A 16,688-nucleotide genomic window follows, 5' to 3' on the forward strand; every position below is an offset into this window, starting at 1 on the left:
ACATGGGCGCTGACCCTCTCACCATGCCGCCCTCCGAGGTAGACGAAGAGGGTGACCTCCTGATCCTCCAAGTGCCCCCAGAGGCCGCCGGAGATCGCCTGGACAAGACCCTGGCAAGCCTTGCCGAACACCTGTCCCGGGCCAGGATCCAGGCTCTGCTGGGCGCTGGGGCTGTAACCCGCGACGGCGAGGTCGTTCGGGATGGGTCGGCCAAGGCCCAGGCGGGGCCCTATGCCATCCTGGTCCCCCCGGTGCTGGCTGCCGACCCTGAACCGCAGGCGATCGCCTTGCGGGTTCTGTTCGAGGACAATCACCTGATCGTGGTGGACAAGCCTCCGGGCATGGCGGTGCACCCGGCCCCAGGCTCACCCGACCGCACCCTGGTCAACGCCCTGCTGCACCATTGTGGGGCGAGCCTGTCGGGGATCGGCGGGGTCGCCCGGCCCGGCATCGTTCACCGGATCGACAAGGACACCTCAGGCGTCCTGGTCTGCGCCAAGACCGACGCCGCTCACCAAGGCCTGTCAGCCCTGTTCTTTCATCACGACATCGATCGAGCCTATGTGGCCCTGACCCGGGGTGCGCCAAAGCCGCGCAAGGGGACGGTGCAAAGCCTGTTGGGCCGCTCGGCCCATGATCGCAAGAAGATGGCCGTGCTTCGCTCCGGGGGACGCGAGGCCATCACACATTATGAGACCACCGACCTCTTTGGTCCCGCCGACCGCCCGACGGCAGCCCGGGTGCGCTGTCGGCTAGAAACCGGGCGAACCCACCAGATCCGTGTCCACATGGCTTCCAAAGGCGCACCCTGTCTGGGCGACGGGGTCTATGGGTCGGGCAGTCCTGCGCCCGCAGTACGGGCGGCCATGGCGCAGGCGGGGCTGACACGGCAGGCCCTGCATGCCGCCGTCCTGGGATTCATCCATCCCATCACAGGCGAGCCCCTGCGCTTCGAGGCGCCTTTGCCAGAGGACATGGCCAAGCTGGAAGTTCTGCTGAACGACCTTTGAGGCCAGACGCCACAAGGGTTTGGGATCAACTCGCCTTGCTCCCGCCCAGATCGCAGGCTACAAATACCCGAGTTCACAAGTGGGACTTTCCGGTCGCCCTCCCCGGCGGCCTTCCCCTCCAAGGTCTGAGCACCTATCTGACAGGCCAAGGGGACGGGGGGACCTGCGCGCACCCGCGCGGCGGCCCGGCAGTCCACATCGAGAGGGGATAGTCATGGCCGTGCAATCGCTCGCCGTCATGTCGCCGGAAGGCGGCCTGAGCCGGTACCTCAGCGACATCCGCAAGTTTCCCATGCTGGCCAAGGATGAGGAGTTCATGCTCGCCAAACGCTGGCAGGAGCACGAGGACCCCGAGGCCGCCCACCGCCTGGTGACCAGCCATCTGCGGCTGGTGGCCAAGATCGCCATGGGTTATCGCGGCTATGGCCTGCCGATCGGAGAGGTGGTCTCCGAGGGCAATGTCGGCCTGATGCAGGCGGTCAAGAAGTTTGATCCCGACCGCGGCTTCCGCCTGGCCACCTATGCCATGTGGTGGATTCGCGCCTCGATCCAGGAATACATCCTGCGATCCTGGTCGCTGGTGAAGATGGGGACCACGGCGGCGCAGAAGAAGCTGTTTTTCAACCTGCGCAAGGCCAAGAGCCAGATCAGCGCCTTTGAAGAAGGCGACATGCATCCCGACCAGGTCCGCCAGATCGCCACCAAGCTGGGCGTTCTGGACGAAGAGGTCATTTCCATGAACCGCCGCCTGTCGGGCCCGGACGCCTCGCTGAACGCGCCCCTGCGCTCGGACTCCGAGAGCGAATGGCAGGACTGGCTGGCCGATGACTCTGCGCCCAGCCAGGAGACGGTGGTCGCCGACAACGAGGAACGCGGCCTGCGCATGGGTCTGCTGCAGGAGGCCATGGCCGAACTGAGCGATCGGGAACGCCATATTCTCACCGAGCGGCGCCTGAAAGACGATCCGACAACGCTCGAAGAACTGGCGGGCCAATATGGCGTCAGCCGCGAGCGGGTTCGGCAGATCGAAGTCAGGGCCTTCGAAAAGCTGCAGAAGACCATGCAGACCGCCGCCGAAGACCGGAATCTGGTCAACGTCTGATCGGACTTGCCCTCAGCGCTCGGGCCGTGGACCTTCCCCCGAAACCTAAGTCATCAAGGGGAAGCGTTCATGGCCCACGACCATGCCGAGATTATCACAGCCTTCATCGCCGCATGGTCGCGCCGAGATCCTGTGGAACTGGCAGCGTTCTTTTGTGAGGACGGCGTCTATCACAACATGCCGACCGGCCCTGTCCAGGGGCGGGCGGCTATCGGTCAGTTCATTGCCGCCTTTATCAGGGACTGGTCATCCACCGACTGGGAGATCCTGACCCTGATGGCCGACGGCGACAAGGTGATCGCTGAACGGATTGACCGGACCATCATTGGCGGAAAGCCCGTGGATCTGCCCTGCTGCGGGGTATTTGAAATGTCGGAGGGCCAGATCAAGGTCTGGCGGGACTATTTCGACCTGTCGACCTATCTGAAGGCCCTGAAATAGGCGCAACAGACCAGGTCAGGCGACCCGCTTCTGGGCGGTGTCTTCCGGCGCGAAGGTTGCCAAGGCAGCCACATGATAGGCCACCTGAGCCGGGTCGAGACGCCGGGGGTCCACCACGGTGCCCAGGTACCGATGGAAGTCCGCCGCCGCAGCAGCCAGCTTCATGTTCCCAGTCTTGACCGCCACAGACTGAAGGTCAGCCCCCTGGGCTTTCATGGCCCGGAGCGCCTGGACAGGATCGCTCTCCAGGGCACCGGCTGCAGACTTCAGGATCTTCACGGCCTGGACGATGCGACCGCGTTCTGGGGTCGCCCGGGCGTCGGACCGTCGCCGCAAAGTGCCCTGATAGTCACCGGAATTGAACCGCCGACGGTCGGGGCCCACATAGCTCACCGCTTCCACCCAATCCCTGGGCTTCAAGGCGACAGCCGCCAGACGCTTGAGCAGGTCACCTGTGGTGAACGGCTTGCGCAGAAACTCGTGCACACCCGCGTCGCGGGCCCCGATGACCGACGCCGAGGTGGGCTGGGTCAGGATCATGATCACGGGTGCCTGGCGACAACTGGCCTCACTGCGGCGCAGGCGCCGGGTGAACTCGATGCCATCGACCCCGCCGCGGTCGGCGTGCTCAATGAAGATGATCTGCGGGTCGACCCCCTTGATCACTTCCATGGCTCTTCCGGCCGAAGGGGCAACCCAAACCTGGCAATGGGTGAGGCTGCGCATCAGGTCGGCCAGCATCCGAGACCCGGCCGAAGACGGATCGATGATCAGCACCCGCTGCAACGCGGGCGCCATCCGATCAATCATCTTGCGGTCGTCATTGAACACGGATGCCAGGTCCCCAATACGGGGAAGGTGCCATCAGCGTGTAAACAAGGCCTTACGCCGCAGCCTTGTTCAGCCCTGGAAGGGGTCCAACATCATGACGATGTCGTCCCGGTCAGGGCTGGTGGACAACAGCACAGCTGGCGCGCCGATGAGCTCCTCGATCCGCCGGACATACTTGATCGCGTTGGCTGGCAGATCCTTCCACGACCGCGCACCCCGGGTGCTTTCGCTCCAGCCTTCCATTTCCTCATAGATCGGCTCCAGTGCCGCCTGATCCCGCAGACCGGCCGGAAGATAGTCCACGGTCCTGCCGGCCAATCGGTAGCCCACGCAGACCTTCAGGGTCTCAAACCCGTCGAGGATGTCGAGCTTGGTCAAGACGACACCCTGGATTCCGCCGACGGCGATGGACTGTCTCACCAGCACCGCATCGAACCATCCGCACCGCCGGGGCCGGCCAGTCACGGTGCCGAACTCATGGCCCCGTTCCCCGAGACGTCGGCCGGTCTCGTCGTTCAGCTCGGTGGGGAACGGCCCCTCGCCGACCCGAGTGGTGTAGGCCTTGACGATGCCCAGGACATAGCCGCCCGCCGTCGGGCCGACGCCGGCCCCCGCCGCGGCCTGACCAGCCACCGTGTTGGAGGAGGTCACATAGGGGTAGGTGCCATGGTCGACATCGAGCAGGGTGGCCTGGGCCCCTTCGAACAGCACCCGCTGTCCGGCCTTGATGGCCTCGCCCAGGATTCGCCAGGCCGGTTTCACATAGGGCAGGATCCGGGGAGCCAGCTCTTTCAGCTGCGCGAGAATCTCTTCCGGGCGAGCTTCCGGCAGGCCCAGCCCGATCCGCAGGGCACCGTGGTGGGCCAGCAGACGTTCGATCTTCACCTCCAAAGCCTCGGGATCGGCCAGGTCAGCGAAGCGGATGGCCCGGCGACCGACCTTGTCCTCATAGGCTGGACCGATGCCCCGGCCTGTGGTGCCGATCTTACCCGCTCCGGCCCGGGCTTCCCGCGCCCCATCCAGGTCGCGGTGCAGGGGAAGGACCAGGGTGGCGTTCTCGGCCAGGATCAGGTTGTCCGGATTGATGCCCAGGCCCTGACCCTGGGCGCGGGTGATCTCGTCCAGGAGGGACCAGGGATCGACCACGACCCCGTTGCCGATGATCGACAGCTTACCCTGGATGACGCCGGAGGGGAGCAGGGAGAGCTTGTAGGTCTTTTCCCCGACCACGATGGTATGGCCGGCATTGTTGCCACCCTGGAAGCGCACCACCACGTCGGCGCGGTTGGCCAGCCAGTCGATGACCTTGCCCTTGCCCTCGTCGCCCCACTGGGCACCGATCACCGTCACATTGGCCATTGAGATACGATCCTTCCGCCTGCCGGGCGGATCCTTCCCGCCCTTCGACAGGGCTCGGCGGGAGGATGTGATCGATTGTGGAACCGGCCCTCAGTCGCCCCTTGGGCCGGTGCCGGTCAGAAGCTGTAAATCAGGCGCACGCCGGCCGCGTCAAGGCCCTGGTTCTTTCCCTGGTGGAAAATCTGGGCGTTGGAGATGTGCACCCAGGACAGTTCGGCCGACAGGCTTCTGGTCAGGGTGTAGCCAACCGAGAGTTCAGGTTGGAACAGGATCTGTGACCCGAAGTCGATCCGGCTGTTATAGAGCTCCAGTCGGCGGGCAATCTCAATGGGCGTCAGCCCCGGCGCGTTCACCGCCGGCAATCCCGCCTCTCCGTCCGTATAGGCCAGACCAAGCCCAGGCCGGACGTATAGACGTTCGGTCACGCTGATCGGCCAGGACAGGCCCGCAGCGACGAAGTTGCTGGTGTTTTCGCTGTTGAGCGACACAAAGGCGTGCAGCTGGGGTTTGCCAAACAGGTAGCCGATCGGCTCACTGCGCACCCCCAGGTGCAGGTCGATCCCCTCCTCACGGCCGGGCGCACCGGAGCCGATCGCCTCGCCAATAAAGGTGACATCATGGGCGAAAGCGCCAACCACCAGTTCGGCGGCCTGGGCTGACGGGGCCGCTGTTCCCGCCAGGGCGAAGGCTAGGCCTGTGGCCGCTGCAAAGTTCCGCATGGTGATTCGCCCCCAACCTGCCGCTATGGGTCGGTGACACAAAAGCACGGCCAAGCCGAGCTTAAAACCATCGCGCCTGACCTGAACCCGGGCTAATCAGATTTCATGACCATGCCCCGTTTTCACCTTGCCTTTCCCGTCGCCGACCTTGCCGAAGCCCGCGCCTTCTATGGCGAACTGCTGGGCTGCCCGGAGGGACGGTCCAGTCCCGAATGGATCGATTTCGACTTCTACGGCCATCAGATCGTCGCCCATCTGGCCCCTGACGAAGTTGGCCACCGGCAAACCAGCGCCGTGGACGGCGAGGACGTCCCAGTCCGCCATTTCGGGGTGATCCTGACCCTGGAGGCCTGGCAGGACCTGGCCGATCGGCTCACGGCGGCGGGGACCAAGTTCATTATCGCCCCACAGGTCCGCTTCAAGGGACAGCCCGGGGAGCAGGCGACCCTGTTCTTCCTTGATCCCTCTGGAAACGCCCTGGAATTCAAGGCCTTCGCCGACGACGCCATGGTCTTCGCCAAGTGAGTTTGAGCCTTGCGGACATCGAGGCGGGAGCCGAGCGCCTGAAGGGTCAGGCCTTTGAGACCCCCTTGCTCGAGTTTGAAGCCCTCAATGATCGGATGGGCCTCAGGGTGCTGTTGAAGGCCGAGACCCTACAGCGAGTAGGTGCCTTCAAGTTTCGCGGTGCCTACAACCGTCTGGTCCAGCTGACGCCGGATGAACGGGCCCGAGGCGTTGTGGCCTTTTCGTCGGGCAACCACGCCCAGGGCGTGGCCCTGGCGGCTCGCCTCTTGGGGATCTCCGCCCTCATCGTCATGCCCCGGGACGCTCCGGCGGTGAAGGTCGCCGCCACGCAGGGTTATGGTGCCGAAGTGCGCTTTTATGACCGCCTGACCGACAGTCGGGAGGCGATCGCTGCGGAGATTGCAAGTCAGCGGGGGTCGGTTGTCGTGCCGGCCTTTGATGATCTGCACATCATGGCGGGCCAGGGCACGGTGGGTCTGGAGATGGTCGCCCAAGCCCGGGCGCTCGGCGTTGAGCTGGACCTGGTCGCCGCCCCGATCAGCGGGGGTGGGTTGCTGGCGGGCCTTGCCACGGCCATCAAGGGGCTGAGCCCAGACACCGCCATGGTGGGGGTGGAGCCAGAAGGGTTTGACGATACCCGCCGCTCGCTCCAGGCCGGCGAACGCCTGGTGCTCAAGCCGACGGGGCGGTCGCTCTGCGATTCCCTGGAATCACCGTTCCCTGGGGTCCTGACCTTCCCGATCCTGCAACAGACCGTCAGCGATGTGGCCTTGGTCAGCGACCGCGAGGTGACCGACGCCATGCGCTACGGATTTTCGACCCTCAAGCTGGTGGTTGAGCCCGGCGGCGTAGCCGCCCTGGCCGCCCTGCTGGCGGGGAAGATCGACGTGACCGGCCGCAAGGTCATGGCCCTGGTCCTGTCCGGCGGCAATGTCGATCCAGAGCAGTTCGCCCAGGTCCTGCGTCACGAAATCTAGAGCCTGTCCTCAGGGACTGCAGGACCGGGCGCTTCGCGGGGGGTGATCAGGCGTCCCAGACGGGGCTTCAGCCAGCGCTCAAAGTCATCGACGAACTCATAGACCACCGGCACCAGAACCAGCGACAGGATGGTCGAGGTGATCAGGCCACCGATCACGGCAACAGCCATGGGCTGACGGAACTCGGCTCCCTTTTCCAGGGCGAGCGCAGTGGGCAGCATGCCGGCCGCCATGGCCACCGTGGTCATGACGATGGGCCTGGCCCGCTCACGACAGGCGTCAATGAGCGCCTCGCGCTGGGGCATCCCTTCCCGCTCGCGTTCGATGGCGTACTCCACCAGCAGGATGGAATTCTTCGCCGCCAGCCCCAGGAGCATCAGGAAGCCGATCATGGAAGGGATCGACAGGGACAGTTGGAAGGCCAGGAGACCCAGGAACGCGCCGCCCACCGCCAGAGGCAGGGCCGACAGGATGACCAGGGGCTTGAAGAAGCTGCGGAACAGCAAGACCAGCACCGCAAAGATCATGGAGACCCCGGCGAAGATGGCGAGGCCCATGGCCCCGAACAGCTCCTGCATCGCTTCAAGCTCACCGGTCTCGGCCGGGGCGACCCCTTCTGGCAGGTTCTGCATGATCGGCAGGGCCTGAACCTTCTGATTGGCGTCGCCGAGCTCCACCCCGTTCAGCTCGGCCTGGACGGTGAGCTGGCGGCTGCGGTTCAGGCGTTCAATCCGGGCAGGACCAGCCTGGAATTCTACATCAGCCACGGCACCTAGGGTGGTCACGCCCCCTGTGGCGGTGGGAATCCGCAGGGCGCGGATGGCCTCGAGGTCGGTTCTGGCCTCAACAGGCAGGCGCAGACGGATCGGCAGGCGCCGCTCGGAAATGGTCATCTTGGCCACATTGGCGTCGATGTCACCGACCGTGGCCACCCGAGCCACGGTGGCGATCTGCTCGGCGCTGACCCCAAGACGGGCGGCCTCGGCCGGGCGGGGCCGAATGATCAACTCAGGACCGGTGGGGGGTACTGAGGGGCGGGGCTCAGCGATTTCCGGCAGTTCGCGCATCTGCCGCTCAAGCTCCAATGCCGCGCCCCGCAGGGCGTCGGGGTTAGAGCTGGTCAGGACGATCTGAATCCCCGCCTGGCCCTGGCCGTCGAGGAACGTCACACGGGCATCGGGGATCTCGCGCAGGGCTTCGCGCATCTCACGGCGCATTTCCGCGCCCGTCAGATCGCGGTCTTCGTTCAGCAGCACGGTCACCGTGCCACTCCGAAGATCGCTACCCCCGCCGCCGCCGCCGCCAGGGCCCTGGGTGGCCACGGTTGAACCGATCTGCGCGAAGATGTTGGTGACCTCAGGCCGCGCCGCAAAGGTCTGGGTAATGTCGCGGACGACGCCTTCCATGTGCTCGGCGGTCGCCCCGGGGGGGCCCTGGACGTTCACATAGAGATAGTCAGGGTCACCCGCCGGCTGGAAGCCCTTGGGCAGCAGGGGAATCAGGGCCAGAGACGCCACAAACAGCACGCCCCCGGCGATGCAGGCCAGAATCCGGTGATCCAGCGCCCATTCCAGGGTGTCGCGGTAGAGCCCCTTGAAGGGCTTGCGCGGATGCGGCTCGGAGACGGGCTTCAGCAGATAGGCGGCCATCAGCGGGGTGAGCAACCGCGCCACCAGCAGGGAGAAGATCACGGCCACCGAGACAGTGATGCCGAACTCCCGGAAAAACTGGCCGGCCATGCCGCCCATGAAGGAGACCGGGGTGAAGACCACCACGATCGAGGCGGTGGTGGCGACAACGGCTAGGCCAATGGCGTCAGCGCCCTCAAGGGCCGCCTGGAAGGGCCGCATGCCCCCGACGATCCGCTTTTCGATATTCTCCACCTCAACGATGGCGTCATCCACCAGGATGCCGATCACCAGGGTGAGACCCAGCAGGGTCACGATGTTGAGGGAGAACCCCAGCAGGTCCATGACAAAGAAGGTCGGGATCAGTGACAGGGGCATGGCCACGGCGGCGATGGCCGTCGAGCGCCAGTTTCGCAGGAAGATAAAGACCACCAGGGCGGCGAGCAGCATGCCCTCTATGAGCACCGTCTGTGTCGCCCGGAAGCTGGCCCGGGTTTCGTCCACCGACGAGAAGATCTTGGTGAAGGACACGCCTTCATGCTGACTTTCCAGCTCGGCCAAAGCCTCCAGCACGCCGTCTTCGACGGCCACATCGCTGGAATCCCGCGTCTTCATGACCATGAAGCCCACCACGGGCTGGCCATTCAAACGGGCAAAGCCCCGGGGCTCGGAGGCCCCATCCCCCACATCGGCAATGTCGGACAGGCGGACATAGCCCCCCTGGCCCGTGGGTATCGTGAGCTGCCGAAGCGCCTCGACGCTATTGACCGCGCCGAGGACCCGCAGGTTCTGCTCCTGGCCGCCGATGGCGACCCGACCACCGGGGGCGTCAAGGTCGAAGGCGCGAAGGGCGTTGTTCACCTGAACCGCCGTCAGCCCTCGGGCGGCAAGACGGTCAGGATCGAGCACCACATTGATCTCGCGGGTGACGCCGCCGACCCGAGCCACCTGGGCTACCCCGTCCTTGGCCTGGACAGCCCGGCCCAGGGTGTCATCCACGAACCAGGAGAGCTCCACATCAGACATGTTCGGCGCGGCAACCGCGTAGGTCATGATCGGCTGGGAATCGAGTTCGATCCGCTGGACAGTGGGTTCGTCGATCTCCCGAGGCAGCACGGCCCGGGTCTGGTCGATGCGTGATCGAACGTCGTCCGTGGCCTTCTGCAGGTCTTCGCCCAGCTCGAATTCAACACTGGTGACCGAGACCCCCTGGGTCACAGTGGAGTAAATGTTCTTGACGTTGGGGATGCCCGCCAGGGCGTCCTCAATCGGGCGGGTAATCTGGGTCTCCATTTCCCCCGGCGCCGCACCGCTCTGGGTTACGGTGACGGAAACGGCAGGAAACTGGACATTGGGGAACAGTTTGACCGGCAGATTGCCGTAGGACAGCAGCCCGGCCAGGGTCAGGGCGATAAACAGCACCGCCACCGGAACCGGATTCCGAATGGCCCAGGTGGAGAGCCCCATGGGCTGGTGCGAACTCATTTCGCGGGCTCGGTCTTGGTGCTGGGGGTCGCGGCAGCTGTCGTCCCGGCCGCAGAGGCGCGGACCGGTCGGATAAGGTCGCCCTCAAGCAGGAAGGAGCCGGCACTTTCGACCACCAGCGCCCCGGCGGCAGGGCCGCGCACCAGCTCCACCAGACCGCCGCCGCGGGCACCGGTGCTCACCGCCACGCGCTTTACGCGATTGTCCTGTCCGACCACCATCACGCTGGCACCGTCGCCATCATAACGAACGGCGGTCTCCGGCACCGTGAGGGATGATGCGCCACCGCCCTGGAAGGCGGCGCTGGCGAAGCCGCCGGCCCGAATGCCTGAGCCCTTGGGCAGGCTGATCCAGACTCTGCCCAACTGAGTTCGAGCATCCACCTGTGGGCTGAGCAGCCGGACCTGACCCAGCACAGTCTCGCCATTTTGCAGGGCGACCTGAACCGACTGGCCACTCCGAATCCTGGCCAGATCAGGCTCAGAAACCTCAGCCTGAAGTTCAATCAGACCGTCCCGCGCGATTACGAACCAGGGTGTGCTTCCGACCCCCGATTGATCGCCAGGGCGAACGTTCCGGGCCAGCACCAGACCGGAGACCGGCGCGGTCACCGACAGGCGCGCCTGACGGGCCCGCAGATCGGCAAGGCCGGCCGCCTGAGCGCGGGCCTGAGCCCGGGCGCTTTGAGCCTGGAACTGACGTTGTTCGATCTGCTCGTTCGACAGGACGCCCTGGTTCTCCAGACCGTCAACCCGCGCCGCCTGGCTCTCGGCCTGCTTGGCCAGAACCTCAGCCTGGGCCAGGGCAGCCTCCTGCTGTTGAAGCTGGGACTGAAGCAGCGCGCCATCGAGCACCGCCAGGGTCTGCCCCCGCCGCACATAGGCGCCAGGCTCAACCAGAACACGGGCCACCCGGAAGCCGCTGATCTCAGCGCTGACAGCGGCCTCCTCCCGGGGAACCAAAGGACCAGACGCCGACACCGATCCTGTGATGGGCTGGGACCCCACCGGAACGACGGAGACCGCGCGGGCCTGTTGCTCGGCGGTTTCCGGCGTCGCCTCTTCGCTACAGGCAGCCAGACCAACCATGCCCGCCAACATCAGGGCCAGGATCGGAATGCGGCGACGGGGCGTGGAAAGGTTTTGCATCTGCATCATGCCGTCAGCCTCAGCGGGCTTGGGTTTTCGGAGGGAGCGCCTGGGACGGCCAACCGCCGCCCAGGGCCTTATAGGCCTGTACTGCCCGCCGCTGGGCCTGAACCTCTGCGCTGGTCAGCTGGGAGCGAGTCGCGCGCCAAGCCTGTTCAGCGCCCAAGGCGGTGTTCAAATCGGTAAGCCCCGCGCCATAGCCGAGACGGGCGGACTCGTAGGCCCGCTCAGCGCGGGCCTCACCATCTGTCAGCAGGTCGACCCGGCGGCGGTCGGCGGCCAGGCGCGTCAGTGCACTCTCAGCCTCGGCATAGGCGGTCTGAACGACCTTCTCATAGGCGATCACCGCCTGTTCGGTCCGGGCGTCCTGTGCCTTGAGGTCCAACAGCAGCCGAGGAATATTCAGCACAGGCTGGGACACCGCCGCGCCGATGCTCCAGCTCTCGGTTGTGGCCGAGAACCCTGGCTGCTCGCTGCGCGACAGGCCAAGGCCCGGCGTCAAGGTAAAGGTTGGGAAGAAGGCCAGCTGGGCAAAGGTCAGGCGACCCGCCGCCGACCGCACCCGGGCCTCCGCCTCGCGGACATCCGGACGCCGGGCAAGAATCTCGCCGGGCACAGCTGCAGGAACGGGCGGCAATGAGGCGCCAAGGGGCGGTGTGGCTGCGCCGTCCAAGGGGGCGGTCCCCCGTCCGACCAGCACAAGCAAGGTGCGCTGCTGGGCCTGGAGCTCAGCCTCCAGGCTCTCAACCTGGCTCTCCGTCTGGGCCAGCTCACCCGCCACCCGATCGGCCTCAGACCGGGCAGCGAGCCCCAGGCTCACCCGACGTTCGGCAAGATCAGAGAGCGATCGCTGTATGCGGGCGCTCTCCCGGGCGTCTCCCAGCTGCAGGGCCAGACCACGGGCCTGGAAATAGGCATCGGCCACACTGGCCGCCAAGCTCGCCCGGGCACCCTCATAGGCGAATCGCGCTGCAGCGGAGTCCCCCTGGGCAGCCCGACGGACGGCGAAAAACCGACCGAAAAGGTCCAGTTCCCAGCTGACATTGAAGTTGGCCTGATAGGCCTCGCTCGTCCCGGAATTGGCAAAGCCCGGAATATTGATCACCTGGCCGTCGACCTGTTCGGTCTCAGTGCGCCGCCCCGACCCCGTCAGCTGACCTTGAGGCAGAAAGGTGGTCAGGGCGCTGGTGGCCATCAGCCGCGCCTCCCGAAGCCGCGCCTCGGCACTCTGGGCGTCAGGACTCAGTGTCAGGGCCTCGGTCACCAAGGCGGTGAGCGCCGGGTCGTTGAACGCCAGCCACCACTGGTCCAGCGGCTGGGCCTGGGCTGGACCTGACTCCGGATAGGCCGCCGGCAGGGTGATGCTGGCCTCGCGCGGCGTCGCGCAGGCGCTCAGGGAAAGGGCGGCAAGAAGGGCGAGCGAAGTCGACAGACGCATGGCAGTCCTGGCGGGCCTCGCCGCGAATCATGGAGTATCATAGCGCAGCTGGTGATTTCCGACCCTGGCTGCGAGGGTTCCCAGACCACAGGTGTGCAACACCGTGATTGCAGGGACGATATATTCCCGACCCCCATCATAAAGGATTCTGCGGACCAGGGTGCCCCTTAAGGCGACCTTGCGCGGGTCCGTCGCCGCCCATCTGCCCCAGACCTCTGGACACCACCCCGCCCATCTACCTGCGTCAATAGGTCGCGGGATAGATTTGACCGGGGCCCACTGTTCTGAGGGTCTAGGTTGGGATCACTAGGGCCCATGGGCTACTGATGAACGAAAGACGCCCCCGAGGCGGACCTCGAGGGCGTCAAATCGTCAAGAATTAGAATTCTCGAAGCTGCTCAGCTGCCGGGGAACCGCATCGGAACCTTCACCTGGCCCGTCTTGGAACCCATAGGTAGAGCTTCGGCCACGCAGAGCGCCGCCTTGTCAAAACCCTTACCTGCTGCGCTGTCCTGCAGCACCTTGCAGTCTGAAAGCTTACCGCTGTCAGCACTGCATTCCAGCATTACGGTCGCTGCATCACGCATATTGGCGTGCTTTGAGAGGCAACGCGCCATGCTTTGTTCAAACGCCGACGCCGAAACTGCTGACGTCAACACGAGGCTGATGAGGACGCCCCCACCCACTGCGATGATATTTTTCACCTACCCACTCCTTCTAGACCGGAAGTGAGTGGACCATCAGGGATTCAGGTTAAAATTGTCTAATTCGTCTTCGCAAATATCGGTAAACGGGAATAAACCATAGCCAGATACCTGACAGACGGTCCGTTCCAACCCCTGAATCTCTATAGTGACTGCCAACCGCGCAAACCGGAGGAGAGAAGCCGCCTGTTAGCGCAACCCACGGTTAGAAACTGTTAGCACCTCCGATTCATCATACGCCGCGCCAGATGTTTAACGTCTGGACCACGGGGGATGGGCGTCAGATGCGGTTTCGGCTCGTAGATTTACCTTTGATCGTGAAGATCGGTTTCGCGCCGGCCTTCGCCTTGGTCATGCTGGCAGTGCTGGCCATGGGCACCATCGTCATGCAGCGGGCTCAGACCGACACCCTGCGGCAGGTCGTGCACACCGACATGCCCAACAGCCTGCAGATCCAGCGGATCTCCGAGCGGATCAACAATGTGCACGGCGAGCTTTATTACCTGCTGACCCAGCAGGCCGCCGGCATCGATGTGGGCGCCATTGAGGGCCGCGGGCAGGCCATGCTGGTCGAGGTGGATGCCATCGCCGTTGAGGCAGAAGCCGCCAAGGCCGCCGCACCTGCTGCGCAGCATGCGGCCTTTGACACCCTGATCGCCGACCTGAAGGAAACCCGCGACGCCCTGGACATCATCATGGCGATGGTCGGAGTCGACTTCACCACCGCCGCCAGCTTCGCCGCACCCTTCGAAGAACAGTACAAGGAGATGACCGTCAATCTGGCGGGCATCGTCAAGGCCACCCAAGACGCGACAGACGCCCGGGCCGCCGCCAGCGAAGCTCGCGCCAGCATGTCGCAGAACATGACCATCGCTGCAGTCTTGGTCACGCTGCTGGCAGCAGGGGCCCTGGCCCTCATGTCGGTGCTGACCATGCGCGGCGCTGTCCAGCGGATCGCCGGGGCCACCGAGCGGCTCGCCCGGGGTGACAACGAGGTCAAGCTGGACGCCCTGGCGCGCAAGGACGAGCTGGGTGCCATCGTCCGCTCACTCACCGTGTTCCGCGACAATCAGATCCAGATGGAGCGCCTGCGCGAGGAGCAGGAAGCGACCCGGCAGGGCGCCGAAGAAACCCGTCGGCAGAGCGCTGATGCCGCCGCCGCCGTGGCCGAGGAGCAGTCCAGGGTGGTGAGCGCCCTGGCGCAGGCTATGGACCGCCTGGCCGATGGCGACCTGACCTATCGCCTCGAGGAGAGCTTCCCGGGGGAGTACCAAAAGCTCCGCGACGACTTTAACGCCGCCGTGTCCAAGCTGGAGGAGGTGATGAGCGCCATCTCCTCGACCACCCTGTCCATTAATTCAGGCGCTACCGAGATCTCCAGCGGCGCCGATGACCTGTCCCGCCGGACCGAACATCAAGCCGCCACCCTGGAAGAGACCGCAGCGGCCCTCGACGAGATTACCGCCACCGTCCAGAAAACCTCCACGGGCGCTGAGCAGGGCCGTGAGGCCGTCACCTCGGCCCGGGCCGATGCCGAGCGTTCCGGGGAAGTGGTGCGTCGGGCCGTCACCGCCATGGGTCAGATCGAACAGTCCTCGGCCCAGATCAGCCAGATCATTGGCGTCATCGACGAGATCGCTTTCCAGACCAATCTTTTGGCCCTGAACGCCGGGGTTGAGGCCGCCCGGGCCGGCGACGCCGGTCGCGGCTTCGCTGTGGTCGCCTCCGAGGTTCGCGCCCTGGCTCAGCGCTCGGCCGAAGCCGCCAAGGAGATCAAGGCCCTGATCAGCGCCTCCACCGAGCAGGTCTCCCAAGGGGTCGGTCTGGTGGGCGAAACCGGCAAGGCTCTGGAGCGCATTGTCATCCAGGTAGCCGAGATCAATGGCCTGGTTACCGAGATCGCCGCCTCAGCCAAGGAGGAGGCCCTGGGCCTGGCTCAGGTGAACACGGCCGTCAACGAGATGGATCACGTCACCCAGCAGAACGCGGCCATGGTCGAGCAGTCCACCGCTGCCAGCCGCGTGCTGGCCGATGAGGCCCGCGAACTGTCGCGTTTGGTGGCGCGCTTCAAGCTGTCGTCGGTCCAGACCGCCCCCGTCAGCCGCCAGGCACCTGCCCAGGCCAGACAAGCCCCCCGCGCCGCGCCGCCTGCGCACCGCCCGGCAACCTACGGCGCAACGGCCCTGGCCATGAAACCCCAGGCCGATGCGGAGGGCTGGGAGGAGTTCTAAGCCCCCCTCAAAGCCTCACGAGACAATCTGAAGCGCGCGGTCCCCCGCGCGCTTCTTTCGTTCTGGCCGCCACCGGCCTGCCTTTCCTGCCCCCGAGCGCAGCAAGGCTTGACCTCCGTCGCGGCAGCGCGCGGGATCGTAAGAAACGATCACAGAGGAAACCGCAGATGGCCCAGCTTGAAATGAACGACCTGATGTTCCGCCCTGGTCTGATGACCGGCGAACGCATCCTGATCACCGGCGGCGGCACGGGCCTGGGCAAGGTGATGGCCGAGGCCTGCCTGATGCTGGGCGCCGAGGTCTATATCTGTGGGCGTCGGGGTGGGGTGGTAGAGGCCACCGCCGCCGAACTGATGGCCGCCCACGGGGGCAAATGCGTGGGCCTGGCCTGCGATATCCGCGTGCCCGAAGCCATCGAGGCCATGCTCGATACGATCTGGGCCGATGGCGGGGCGCTTACCGGCCTGGTCAATAACGCAGCCGGCAACTTCATCAGCCGGACGGAGGATCTGTCCCCCCGGGGCTTCGACGCCATTTCCAACATCGTTTTCCGCGGGGCCTTCTTCGTCACTCAGGGGTGCGGCAAGCGCTGGATCGCCGAGGGCCGCAAGGCGTCCGTCGTCTCCATCCTCGTCACCTGGATCTGGAACGGTGGCCCCTTCACCGTGCCCTCGGCCATGTCCAAGGCCGGCATTGCGGCCATGAGCCAGTCGCTGGCGGTGGAGTGGGGCTCCTACGGGATCCGTTTCAACAACATCGCCCCAGGCCCCTTCCCCACCGAGGGCATGACCGCCCGGCTCAATCCCAGCCAGGCCGAGGAGAGCGGCAGTGCCTATGGGGATATGAGCAGCAATCCCATGGGCCGGGTCGGCGACATGCGCGAGCTGGCCAATCTGGCGGTCTATCTGCTGCATCCCCTGTCAGCCTATGTGAACGGCCAGACCATCGCCATTGATGGAGCGGCCTGGCAGGCCACCGGGGGCAACTTCTCGCGCCTGCGTGCCTGGGGCGATGAGGAATGGCAGGCGGCCAGGGTTGCGATCCAGAGCACCAACGCCAAGGACCGCGCGCAACGGACAGTCTGATCTCC

At 65.4% G+C, this 16,688-nt stretch carries 14 protein-coding genes; 7 read left to right on the forward strand and 7 right to left on the reverse strand.

What is annotated here, in order from left to right; translation table 11 throughout:
- The first annotated feature begins 2 nt into the window (after positions 1-2).
- The 3 genes from MH112_RS08420 (at position 3) to MH112_RS08430 (ending at position 2,553) form a co-directional block, all read left to right on the forward strand.
- Positions 3-1,010, forward strand: a complete 1,008-nt coding sequence (locus MH112_RS08420; protein ID WP_296566441.1) for an RluA family pseudouridine synthase — start codon at positions 3-5, stop codon at positions 1,008-1,010.
- A gap of 214 nt (positions 1,011-1,224) precedes the next feature.
- On the forward strand, positions 1,225-2,112 hold the full coding sequence (rpoH, locus tag MH112_RS08425) for an RNA polymerase sigma factor RpoH (RefSeq protein ID WP_296566443.1): 888 nt from the start codon (positions 1,225-1,227) through the stop codon (positions 2,110-2,112).
- 69 nt (positions 2,113-2,181) lie between these two features.
- Positions 2,182-2,553: a limonene-1,2-epoxide hydrolase family protein gene (locus tag MH112_RS08430; protein WP_296566446.1), complete on the forward strand. Its 372-nt coding sequence runs from the start codon at positions 2,182-2,184 to the stop codon at positions 2,551-2,553.
- A 15-nt stretch (positions 2,554-2,568) separates the two neighbouring features.
- Here MH112_RS08430 and MH112_RS08435 read toward each other — a convergent pair whose 3' ends face one another.
- The 3 genes from MH112_RS08435 to MH112_RS08445 all read right to left on the reverse strand — a co-directional run bounded on the left by MH112_RS08435 (position 2,569) and on the right by MH112_RS08445 (position 5,462).
- Positions 2,569-3,384 (reverse strand): response regulator, encoded by an 816-nt coding sequence (locus tag MH112_RS08435; RefSeq protein ID WP_296566449.1) that lies wholly within the window; start codon positions 3,382-3,384, stop codon positions 2,569-2,571.
- 69 nt (positions 3,385-3,453) lie between these two features.
- Positions 3,454-4,743, reverse strand: a complete 1,290-nt coding sequence (locus MH112_RS08440) for an adenylosuccinate synthase (protein ID WP_296566453.1) — start codon at positions 4,741-4,743, stop codon at positions 3,454-3,456.
- Positions 4,744-4,859: 116 nt separating this feature from the next.
- On the reverse strand, positions 4,860-5,462 hold the full coding sequence (locus MH112_RS08445; protein WP_296566456.1) for an acyloxyacyl hydrolase: 603 nt from the start codon (positions 5,460-5,462) through the stop codon (positions 4,860-4,862).
- A gap of 111 nt (positions 5,463-5,573) precedes the next feature.
- On the opposite strand from MH112_RS08445, the gene MH112_RS08450 reads away from it, so the two are divergent.
- Together MH112_RS08450 and MH112_RS08455 are read left to right on the forward strand one after the other, a co-directional pair.
- Positions 5,574-5,987: a VOC family protein gene (locus MH112_RS08450; RefSeq protein WP_296566459.1), complete on the forward strand. Its 414-nt coding sequence runs from the start codon at positions 5,574-5,576 to the stop codon at positions 5,985-5,987.
- The gene (locus MH112_RS08455; RefSeq protein ID WP_296566460.1) at positions 5,984-6,964 is read left to right on the forward strand and encodes a threonine/serine dehydratase; all 981 of its coding nucleotides are present in this window, start codon (positions 5,984-5,986) and stop codon (positions 6,962-6,964) included. Before MH112_RS08450 ends, MH112_RS08455 begins: the two co-directional genes overlap by 4 nt.
- Here the strand turns inward: MH112_RS08455 and MH112_RS08460 are convergent.
- The 4 genes from MH112_RS08460 to MH112_RS08475 all read right to left on the reverse strand — a co-directional run bounded on the left by MH112_RS08460 (position 6,961) and on the right by MH112_RS08475 (position 13,331).
- Positions 6,961-10,077 (reverse strand): efflux RND transporter permease subunit, encoded by a 3,117-nt coding sequence (locus MH112_RS08460; RefSeq protein ID WP_296566463.1) that lies wholly within the window; start codon positions 10,075-10,077, stop codon positions 6,961-6,963. The genes MH112_RS08455 and MH112_RS08460 overlap by 4 nt on opposite strands.
- Positions 10,074-11,234: an efflux RND transporter periplasmic adaptor subunit gene (locus MH112_RS08465; protein WP_365786680.1), complete on the reverse strand. Its 1,161-nt coding sequence runs from the start codon at positions 11,232-11,234 to the stop codon at positions 10,074-10,076. The genes MH112_RS08460 and MH112_RS08465 overlap by 4 nt, the downstream gene beginning before the upstream one ends.
- Positions 11,235-11,244: 10 nt before the next feature.
- Positions 11,245-12,663: a TolC family protein gene (locus tag MH112_RS08470; RefSeq protein ID WP_296566465.1), complete on the reverse strand. Its 1,419-nt coding sequence runs from the start codon at positions 12,661-12,663 to the stop codon at positions 11,245-11,247.
- A 398-nt stretch (positions 12,664-13,061) separates the two neighbouring features.
- Entirely contained in the window at positions 13,062-13,331 is a 270-nt protein-coding gene (locus tag MH112_RS08475; protein WP_296566742.1) for a hypothetical protein, read from the reverse strand.
- 320 nt (positions 13,332-13,651) lie between these two features.
- Here MH112_RS08475 and MH112_RS08480 point away from each other — a divergent pair, with 320 nt between their 5' ends.
- Positions 13,652-15,598 (forward strand): methyl-accepting chemotaxis protein, encoded by a 1,947-nt coding sequence (locus MH112_RS08480; RefSeq protein WP_296566466.1) that lies wholly within the window; start codon positions 13,652-13,654, stop codon positions 15,596-15,598.
- A gap of 167 nt (positions 15,599-15,765) precedes the next feature.
- Entirely contained in the window at positions 15,766-16,683 is a 918-nt protein-coding gene (locus MH112_RS08485) for an SDR family oxidoreductase (protein ID WP_296566468.1), read from the forward strand.
- Positions 16,684-16,688 lie beyond the last annotated feature (5 nt).

It is taken from the genome of Phenylobacterium sp., from assembly GCF_022402485.1.
Taxonomy (GTDB): Bacteria; Pseudomonadota; Alphaproteobacteria; order Caulobacterales; family Caulobacteraceae; genus Phenylobacterium.

Coding starts and splice junctions, on each gene's coding strand:
- rpoH (WP_296566443.1), top strand. CDS start 1,225: ATGGCCGTGCAATCGCTCGCCGTCATGTCGCCGGAAGGCGGCCTGAGC.
- MH112_RS08460 (WP_296566463.1), bottom strand. CDS start 10,077: ATGAGTTCGCACCAGCCCATGGGGCTCTCCACCTGGGCCATTCGGAAT.
- MH112_RS08480 (WP_296566466.1), top strand. CDS start 13,652: ATGCGGTTTCGGCTCGTAGATTTACCTTTGATCGTGAAGATCGGTTTC.
- MH112_RS08450 (WP_296566459.1), top strand. CDS start 5,574: ATGCCCCGTTTTCACCTTGCCTTTCCCGTCGCCGACCTTGCCGAAGCC.
- MH112_RS08420 (WP_296566441.1), top strand. CDS start 3: ATGGGCGCTGACCCTCTCACCATGCCGCCCTCCGAGGTAGACGAAGAG.
- MH112_RS08470 (WP_296566465.1), bottom strand. CDS start 12,663: ATGCGTCTGTCGACTTCGCTCGCCCTTCTTGCCGCCCTTTCCCTGAGC.
- MH112_RS08445 (WP_296566456.1), bottom strand. CDS start 5,462: ATGCGGAACTTTGCAGCGGCCACAGGCCTAGCCTTCGCCCTGGCGGGA.
- MH112_RS08440 (WP_296566453.1), bottom strand. CDS start 4,743: ATGGCCAATGTGACGGTGATCGGTGCCCAGTGGGGCGACGAGGGCAAG.
- MH112_RS08430 (WP_296566446.1), top strand. CDS start 2,182: ATGGCCCACGACCATGCCGAGATTATCACAGCCTTCATCGCCGCATGG.
- MH112_RS08485 (WP_296566468.1), top strand. CDS start 15,766: ATGGCCCAGCTTGAAATGAACGACCTGATGTTCCGCCCTGGTCTGATG.
- MH112_RS08465 (WP_365786680.1), bottom strand. CDS start 11,234: ATGATGCAGATGCAAAACCTTTCCACGCCCCGTCGCCGCATTCCGATC.